Here is a 7,693-nt window from a genome sequence, read left to right on the forward strand (position 1 = left end):
GCAGACAGATGAAACAAAGGAGTAAACAGATGAAAGTATTAATCGTAGGAAGCGGCGGAAGAGAACATGCAATTGCATGGAGTGTTGCAAAAAGCCCGAAAGTTGACAAGATCTACTGTGCACCTGGAAATGCAGGAATCGCAGAGTATGCGGAATGTGCAGATATCGGAGCAATGGAATTTGAAAAACTGGCAGCCTTTGCCAAAGAAAAAGAGATCGATCTTACTATCGTGGGAATGGATGATCCTCTTGTGGGCGGAATCGTAGATGTATTTGAGGCAGAGGGACTGCGTGTGTTCGGACCGCGCAAAAATGCAGCTATTCTGGAAGGCTCCAAGGCTTTTTCCAAGGATCTTATGAAAAAATACGACATTCCTACAGCTGCTTATGAGAATTTTGATGATCCGGAAAAAGCTTTGGAATATTTAAGGACCGAGGCAAAATTCCCGATCGTTTTGAAGGCAGATGGCCTTGCTCTTGGAAAAGGTGTTCTGATCTGCCAGGATCTTGCAGAGGCAGAAGCTGGCGTAAAAGAGATCATGGAAGACAAAAAATTCGGAAATGCCGGAAATACCATGGTAATTGAAGAATTTATGACTGGCCGTGAGGTTTCCGTACTTTCTTTTGTAGATGGAAAGACGATCCGTACCATGACATCCGCGCAGGATCACAAGCGTGCGAAGGATGGGGATCAGGGACTGAATACAGGCGGAATGGGAACATTTTCTCCAAGTCCGTTCTATACTCCGGAAGTAGATGAATTCTGTAAGAAATATGTTTATCAGAAAACAGTAGATGCCATGGCAGCAGAGGGACGTCCGTTTAAGGGAATCATTTTCTTCGGACTGATGCTTACTGCAGATGGCCCGAAGGTTCTGGAATATAATGCAAGATTTGGGGATCCGGAGGCACAGGTTGTTCTTCCGCGTATGGAGAATGATATCATTGAAGTAATGGAAGCCTGTGTAGACGGCAAACTTGATCAGATCGATCTGAAATTTGAGGACAATGCAGCAGTTTGTGTTGTTCTTGCAAGTGATGGATATCCGGTAAAATACGAAAAAGGTATCCCAATCCATGGATTTGAGAATTTTAAGGACAAAGACGGATACTACTGTTTCCATGCGGGAACCAAATTTAAAGATGGAGAGATCGTTACAAACGGTGGGCGTGTTCTTGGCATCACTGCCAAAGGAGAGACATTAAAAGAAGCCAGAAAGAATGCATATGCTGCTACAGAGTGGATCAGCTTTGCAAACAAGTATATGCGTCACGATATCGGAAAAGCTATCGACGAGGCTTAAGTTGGTCATTTTTCACAGGCACAGCTTGACGAAAACAGGGATTTCATTGTACAATAGTAACAACTATGAAACACAGTGAGTAGTTACGAACATGAAAAGCTGGATGCTGACAGGGCACAACAGGAACCAACCATTTTCCTTGATGAGGTGTCGCATCCAAGTGATGAGGCAGAGAGGACAGAAAAATGGGAATCAGTGTAGAAGAAGCAATCCATGAGCTCAGAAACAGGGAGGAAGTATTTGTTGCATATTCACAGGCAACCAGACTTCCATATGTGACCTGTGATGAAGAAACATTTAATGACCAGGCAAGGATTTTTGCCACAGAAGAAGAGATCAAAGAATATGGTAAACAGCTCCTTGAGGATAAGATCCTTCTTATGGGCATGAAATATGAGAAAAAAGACTATCCAAGACTGTATGGTACGCTGTACGCGATCGGAGTGAACAGTGTGATCTGGATCGACGGAGAAGAGAAGATCGAGATTGAGATCGGAAAGATCGCAAACCAGAGAGATATGAGTAAGATCGAGCCGTCAAAGAGACCGTTTCTGAACCCGTCTCTTGAACTTTCCGGAATCTATTTTATGCAGGAATTGCGTCGTCCGGTAAAACAGGAAGAGCACAAAAATATCCGTGAGCTGGAAGAAGAGCTGATAGCTAACCTGCGTAAGGCAGAATTTCTGATCGCAATCAATGCAGAGCAGGAAGAAGATGGAAAGCTCCATATTCCGTATCTGAAAAATAAAGAGGATAAGATCATGCAGCCTGTGTTTACAGATGTTATGGAATTTGAGAAATTTGGAAGAGGCAAGAATCTCCGTGTTGCGAAAGTAACTATAGATAAACTTCCGAGCCTGATGATTCCGCAGGCAAACGCTTATGTGGTAAATCCAATGGGATTTAATCTGGTTCTTAACAAAGAACAGATAGAGAAGATTGCAGGGATCAGTAAATAAAAACAAAAATCACAGCAGGCTGCCAGGATGAAACTGTGCAGCCTTTTGCTGTTGTAGAGGAGAGATTACCCTATGGTGATAGAAATCGATTTTAACAGTGATGAGGCAATCTATATGCAGATCACCAATCAGATCATAATGGGGATCGCTACATCAAGGCTTCATGAAGGGGATACTCTGCCTTCTGTACGGCAGCTTGCAAGCATTGCAGGAATCAATATGCATACTGTGAATAAGGCATATGCGCTGCTTCGTCAGGAAGGCTTTGTGACTATTGACAGGCGAAAGGGAGCGGTGATCTCCATAGATGCAGATAAGGTCAGAGCACTGGAAGAAATGAAACAGAATCTGACAGTAGCAATGGCATGGGGATGCTGTAAAAATGTAACAAGAGAAGAAGTCCATCAGCTGGTGGACGAGATTTTTGACGAGTATGACACAGACAGATAGGAGGAGACATCATGCAGGAACGATATACAAAACAGGCAGAGAATGTTCTTGCTCTGGCAAAAGAGGCAGCCAGCTCCTGCGGACATAGTTATATCGGCACGGAGCATCTGCTGGTCGGGCTTGTAGAAGAAAAGGAGGGCACAGCAGGAAGAGTTCTGGAGGAGTTTGGGATCCAGGCTGATAAAGCGATGGCTCTGATCGATAAACTGATCGCACCGCCGGGAAATACGGCTGTTTCACAGAAACCGGGATTCAGTCCGAGAACCAGAAGAGTTCTTGAGGGTGCATATGCAGAAGCAGAATCCATGCGTTTTGAGGAAGTCGGGACAGAACATATTCTGCTGGCAATGTTGAAAGAAACAGACTGTGTGGGTACCAGACTGCTGTACACAATGGGTGCAAATATCCAGAAGCTTTATGCGGCAGTGCTGACAGCTATGGGAATGGACAGCGATGCCATTGCGGAAGAATTCCAGGCTGTAAAAGCTTCAAAGGGAAGAAACAGCAGTGTAACACCAACTCTGGATCAGTATAGCCGAGATCTGACGGCTATGGCAGAAGAAGGTAAGCTGGATCCTGTAGTGGGAAGGGATAAAGAGATTGCCAGACTGATCCAGATCCTGAGCAGAAGAACAAAGAACAATCCCTGCCTGACTGGAGAGCCGGGAGTAGGAAAAACGGCTATCGTAGAGGGACTTGCACAGCGGATCGTCACAGGAATGGTACCGGATACTGTGAAGGATAAGCGGGTTGTAGTTCTGGATCTTTCCGGAATGGTCGCAGGAAGTAAATATCGCGGTGAGTTTGAAGAACGTATCCGAAATGTGATCGATGAGGTAAGCGAACAGCAGGGAATATTGCTCTTTATTGATGAGATCCATACGATCATCGGAGCAGGTGGAGCGGAAGGTGCACTGGATGCTTCCAATATCCTGAAACCGTCTCTTTCCCGTGGAGAGATCCAGCTGATCGGAGCAACGACACTGGAAGAATATCGGAAATACATTGAAAAGGATGCAGCGCTTGAACGGCGTTTTCAGCCTATCATCGTGGAAGAGCCTACAGAAGAGGAGGCTGTTGAAATCCTGAAGGGGCTGCGCCCATATTATGAAAAACATCATGATGTAGAGATTCTGGATGAGGCTCTTGAGGCGGCTGTAAAAATGTCCGTTCGTTATATCAATGACCGGTTTCTTCCGGATAAAGCCATTGACATTATTGATGAGGCAGCGTCGAAAGTACAACTGGCGGGATATCGTCCGTCTCCGAAAGCAGAAGCACTGGAAAGAGAGATCCACGATATTTTGAAACAAAAAGAACAGGCAGTCATAAATGCAGATCTTGAAGGTGCAAAAGCAGCACAGGCAAAGCAGAATGAGGCGGAAGCAGAATTGGAAAAGATCCGAAGAAAGGCGGAGCGGAAAAATCGGAAAAATCCACTTACAGTTGATGAAGAGGCAGTTGCCGGTATTGTGTCTGACTGGACAAAAATACCTGTACAGCGTCTGACAGAGGGGGAATCCCGTAGGCTTGCAAATTTGGAAAAGGTTCTGAAAAAACGTGTGATCGGACAGGATGAGGCAGTTTCTGCAGTTGCCCGTGCGGTAAAAAGGGGAAGAGTAGGATTAAAGGATCCCGCAAGGCCTATAGGTTCTTTCTTATTCCTGGGACCTACCGGAGTGGGAAAAACGGAGCTTTCCAAAGCGCTGGCGGAAGCTGTATTTGGAAGTGAGCAGGCAATGATCCGTGTAGATATGTCCGAATATATGGAAAAACATAGTGTTTCTAAAATGATCGGATCGCCGCCCGGATATGTAGGCTATGAAGAAGGTGGACAGCTCAGCGAAAAAGTGCGCAGAAATCCATACAGTGTCATTCTTTTTGACGAGATTGAAAAGGCTCATCCGGATGTGTTTAATATTCTTCTGCAGGTACTTGATGATGGTCATATTACAGATGCTCAAGGCAGAAAAGTGGATTTTAAGCAGACGATCATTATCATGACTTCTAACGCAGGTGCGCAGATGATCATGGAACCGAAACATCTTGGATTTATGTCCGGAGATACGGAAAAGCGTGATTATGAACGGATGAAGTCCGGAGTGATGGAAGAAGTGCGGCGGATGTTTAAGCCGGAATTTCTGAACCGGATCGATGAGATCATGGTATTCCATTCTCTGAATAAAGAAAATATCAGAAAGATCGTTACTATTCTTTTGAAAAACCTGGAAAAACGCTGTCAGGAACAGCTGGATATCATACTGAAAGTTACCGGAGCAGCTAAAGATCTTATCGCAGATGCAGGCTTTGACAGTAAATACGGTGCAAGACCGCTGCGTCGTGCGATCCAGACAAAGATTGAGGATGAGATGGCAACAGAAATCCTTGAAGGTCGGATCAAAGCCGGTGATACCGTACAGGTGAAGGTCAAAGACAAGAAAATCTACTTTGAAGTAAAAGATGCGGAGAAAGCGTAAGAATTTTATTACTTTCTATAGCCAAAAAAACAGAAATAAGTTATAATTAACAAAATTAAAACTATACAACGAAAGATTTCAGGAGGACATAAGATCATGGCAGTGGTACAGGAATTGATCCGCACAGAAGATAATGGGACTATCAGTTTTGGAGATTATGAATTAAATCAGAAATCCAAATTGTCGGATTATCAGTATCAGGGAGATATGTATAAAGTAAAAACATATAAGGAGATCACCAAACTTGAGCGTAATGGAATGTTCGTATATGAGTCTGTTCCGGGAACCAGTGTGTTCCATCTTCAGCAGGATGGAACAGCAATGAGTTTTGAGGTTCAGGGCTTTGAGGATTCTCAGATTACTGTTGAACTGGAAGCTGAGACAGAGTATCAGGTATTTATTGATGATGTAAGTACAGGTACAATGACCACAAACCTGGGCGGCAAGCTTTCTTTCAGTGTTGAACTGGATGCGAACACCAAAGCAGAAGTTAAAATTGTAAAATGCTAAAAAATAAAAAAACGGTTTATTTCTGTCAGGAATGCGGGTATGAATCAGCCAAGTGGATGGGGCAGTGCCCGGCATGCAAGGCATGGAATACTTTTGTGGAGGAAACGGTTTCTTCCAAAAAATCTTCCTCAGGGAGTATTAAAACTACACAAAAGAAAACGGAGCCTGTAGTTCTGAAAGATATCAGTCTTTCTTCAGATGAACGTCAGAGCTGTGGAATCGGTGAACTTGACAGGGTGCTGGGAGGCGGAATCGTCCCCGGCTCCCTTGTTTTGGTAGGTGGAGATCCTGGTATTGGCAAGTCTACATTGTTGTTGCAGGTGTGCAGAAATTTATCTTCACAGGGGATTTCTGTTTTGTATATTTCTGGTGAGGAGTCTCTCAGACAGATCAAGCTCCGGGCAGATCGGCTTGGAACGTTTAATGATAAACTGAAACTGCTCTGTGAGACGAATCTTGAAAATATCCGGGAGATCATTGAGCGGACGAAACCAGATGTAGCTGTTGTGGATTCTATCCAGACGATGTTTCATGAAGATATTTCGTCTGCACCGGGAAGTGTTTCTCAGGTGAGGGAATCTACCAATGTACTGATGCAGATCGCTAAGGGTATGGGAGTGTCCATTTTTATCGTGGGTCATGTGACCAAGGAGGGAAATGTGGCAGGTCCTCGTGTACTGGAACATATGGTAGATACTGTGCTTTACTTTGAGGGAGACAGGCATGCTTCTTACCGGATCCTGCGTGCGGTGAAAAATCGTTTTGGTTCTACCAATGAAATTGGTGTTTTTGAGATGCAGAATTCCGGACTTGAAGAAGTGAAGAATCCTTCCGAGTTCCTTTTGAATGGAAGACCGGAGAATGCTTCGGGGTCTGTTGTTGCATGTTCTATGGAGGGGACGAGACCGATTTTGGTGGAGATTCAGGCTCTGGTGTGTCAGAGTAATTTTGGAATTCCGAGAAGAACAGCAGTTGGTACGGATTTTAATCGTGTGAATCTTTTGATGGCGGTTCTGGAGAAGAAGGCGGGAGTTCATCTTGCTGCTTCGGATGCTTATGTGAATATTGCGGGTGGCATGAAGATGACAGAGCCGGCGATCGATCTGGGTATTTGTCTTGCTATTATTTCCAGTGCGAAGGAGATCGTGATCCCGGATTCTGTGATGGCGTTTGGTGAAATTGGTCTGAGTGGCGAGGTTCGTGCAGTGAGTATGGCCGGACAGCGTGTGCAGGAAGCGAAAAAGCTTGGGTTTGAGACGGTGATACTTCCTGAGGTGAACCGGACGGCTACAGAGAGTATTAAAGGAATTAAATTGGTTTATGTGGCTGGGATCCGGGATGCGATTTCTTTTATCAGAGGGTTGTGAGTTCCCGGCAGGTTATTTTGAATAGGATCATGTGGTCAGCCGCTGTATGGTTTGTACGGCGGCTGTGTTTGGGTTAATAGATAAAAAAACATAGATGATAGTAAGGGAAAGGCTGGTGTTGGTTATGGGTATTGGTAATATTGGAAATATTGGAAATATGATGAAGGTTATGAATGCATGGAATACATTTAAACAGAATCATCCGAAGTTTCCGGCATTTTGTAGTGCGGTTTCCCGGCGGGGGATTCGTGAGGGGAGTATTCTTGAGGTGACGTATATTAGCCCTGAGGGTGAGAAGCTGACTACGAATATTAAAGTGCAGGCCAGCGATCTTGAGTTGCTGAGAGAACTTTCTGGTGGTAATTGAGTTGAGCGGATAGCGAATGTTGATTATATATTGTATAGGTCTGTTTGACGGGTGTTTTGGTTTCGGTGTCTGGCAGTGTTGGAACTGCCGGGTGCCGTTTTTTTTGTTGGGATGGAGAGGGACGCCAGAGGGAGGTGGCATCGGTCCGGGGAGTGGATGCAGTCGGTGGGGTTTTTGAGGTTTTGTGGGTGGATGTGGTTGAGGGACGCCAGAGGAAGGTGGCATCGCTCCGGGCAGGGACTCCGTCGGGGGATACTAC

General features: G+C 45.0%; 8 protein-coding genes. All 8 read left to right on the top strand.

The features are described from left to right. The first annotated feature begins 29 nt into the window (after window positions 1-29). Window positions 30-1,304 (top strand): phosphoribosylamine--glycine ligase, encoded by a 1,275-nt coding sequence (gene purD / locus EAI83_RS03825; RefSeq protein WP_022426209.1) that lies wholly within the window; start codon window positions 30-32, stop codon window positions 1,302-1,304. Between the two features lie 185 nt (window positions 1,305-1,489). Then, on the top strand, window positions 1,490-2,263 hold the full coding sequence (locus EAI83_RS03830; RefSeq protein WP_129974633.1) for an SseB family protein: 774 nt from the start codon (window positions 1,490-1,492) through the stop codon (window positions 2,261-2,263). A gap of 72 nt (window positions 2,264-2,335) precedes the next feature. Beyond that, window positions 2,336-2,713 (top strand): GntR family transcriptional regulator, encoded by a 378-nt coding sequence (locus tag EAI83_RS03835; RefSeq protein ID WP_015525911.1) that lies wholly within the window; start codon window positions 2,336-2,338, stop codon window positions 2,711-2,713. Window positions 2,714-2,724: 11 nt separating this feature from the next. Beyond that, a complete protein-coding gene (locus tag EAI83_RS03840) occupies window positions 2,725-5,190 on the top strand; it encodes an ATP-dependent Clp protease ATP-binding subunit (protein ID WP_015525912.1) in 2,466 nt (821 codons plus the stop codon). Window positions 5,191-5,286: 96 nt separating this feature from the next. Continuing rightward, window positions 5,287-5,700: a hypothetical protein gene (locus EAI83_RS03845; RefSeq protein WP_015525913.1), complete on the top strand. Its 414-nt coding sequence runs from the start codon at window positions 5,287-5,289 to the stop codon at window positions 5,698-5,700. Next, window positions 5,694-7,067: a DNA repair protein RadA gene (radA, locus tag EAI83_RS03850; protein WP_021650957.1), complete on the top strand. Its 1,374-nt coding sequence runs from the start codon at window positions 5,694-5,696 to the stop codon at window positions 7,065-7,067. The genes EAI83_RS03845 and radA overlap by 7 nt, the downstream gene beginning before the upstream one ends. Window positions 7,068-7,191: 124 nt before the next feature. After that, window positions 7,192-7,434: a hypothetical protein gene (locus tag EAI83_RS03855; RefSeq protein ID WP_015525915.1), complete on the top strand. Its 243-nt coding sequence runs from the start codon at window positions 7,192-7,194 to the stop codon at window positions 7,432-7,434. A gap of 65 nt (window positions 7,435-7,499) precedes the next feature. Next, on the top strand, window positions 7,500-7,693 hold a 194-nt coding region (locus tag EAI83_RS17405; RefSeq protein ID WP_205164725.1), incomplete at its 3' end, for a hypothetical protein.

It is taken from the genome of Blautia sp. aa_0143 (genome assembly GCF_004167315.1).
Lineage (GTDB): Bacteria > Bacillota > Clostridia > Lachnospirales > Lachnospiraceae > Blautia_A > Blautia_A fusiformis.

What these genes read in the sequence shown, in the direction of transcription:
- purD (WP_022426209.1), top strand. Translation starts at nt 30, where the DNA reads ATGAAAGTATTAATCGTAGGAAGCGGCGGAAGAGAACATGCAATTGCA.
- EAI83_RS03830 (WP_129974633.1), top strand. Translation starts at nt 1,490, where the DNA reads ATGGGAATCAGTGTAGAAGAAGCAATCCATGAGCTCAGAAACAGGGAG.
- EAI83_RS03835 (WP_015525911.1), top strand. Translation starts at nt 2,336, where the DNA reads ATGGTGATAGAAATCGATTTTAACAGTGATGAGGCAATCTATATGCAG.
- EAI83_RS03840 (WP_015525912.1), top strand. Translation starts at nt 2,725, where the DNA reads ATGCAGGAACGATATACAAAACAGGCAGAGAATGTTCTTGCTCTGGCA.
- EAI83_RS03845 (WP_015525913.1), top strand. Translation starts at nt 5,287, where the DNA reads ATGGCAGTGGTACAGGAATTGATCCGCACAGAAGATAATGGGACTATC.
- radA (WP_021650957.1), top strand. Translation starts at nt 5,694, where the DNA reads ATGCTAAAAAATAAAAAAACGGTTTATTTCTGTCAGGAATGCGGGTAT.
- EAI83_RS03855 (WP_015525915.1), top strand. Translation starts at nt 7,192, where the DNA reads ATGGGTATTGGTAATATTGGAAATATTGGAAATATGATGAAGGTTATG.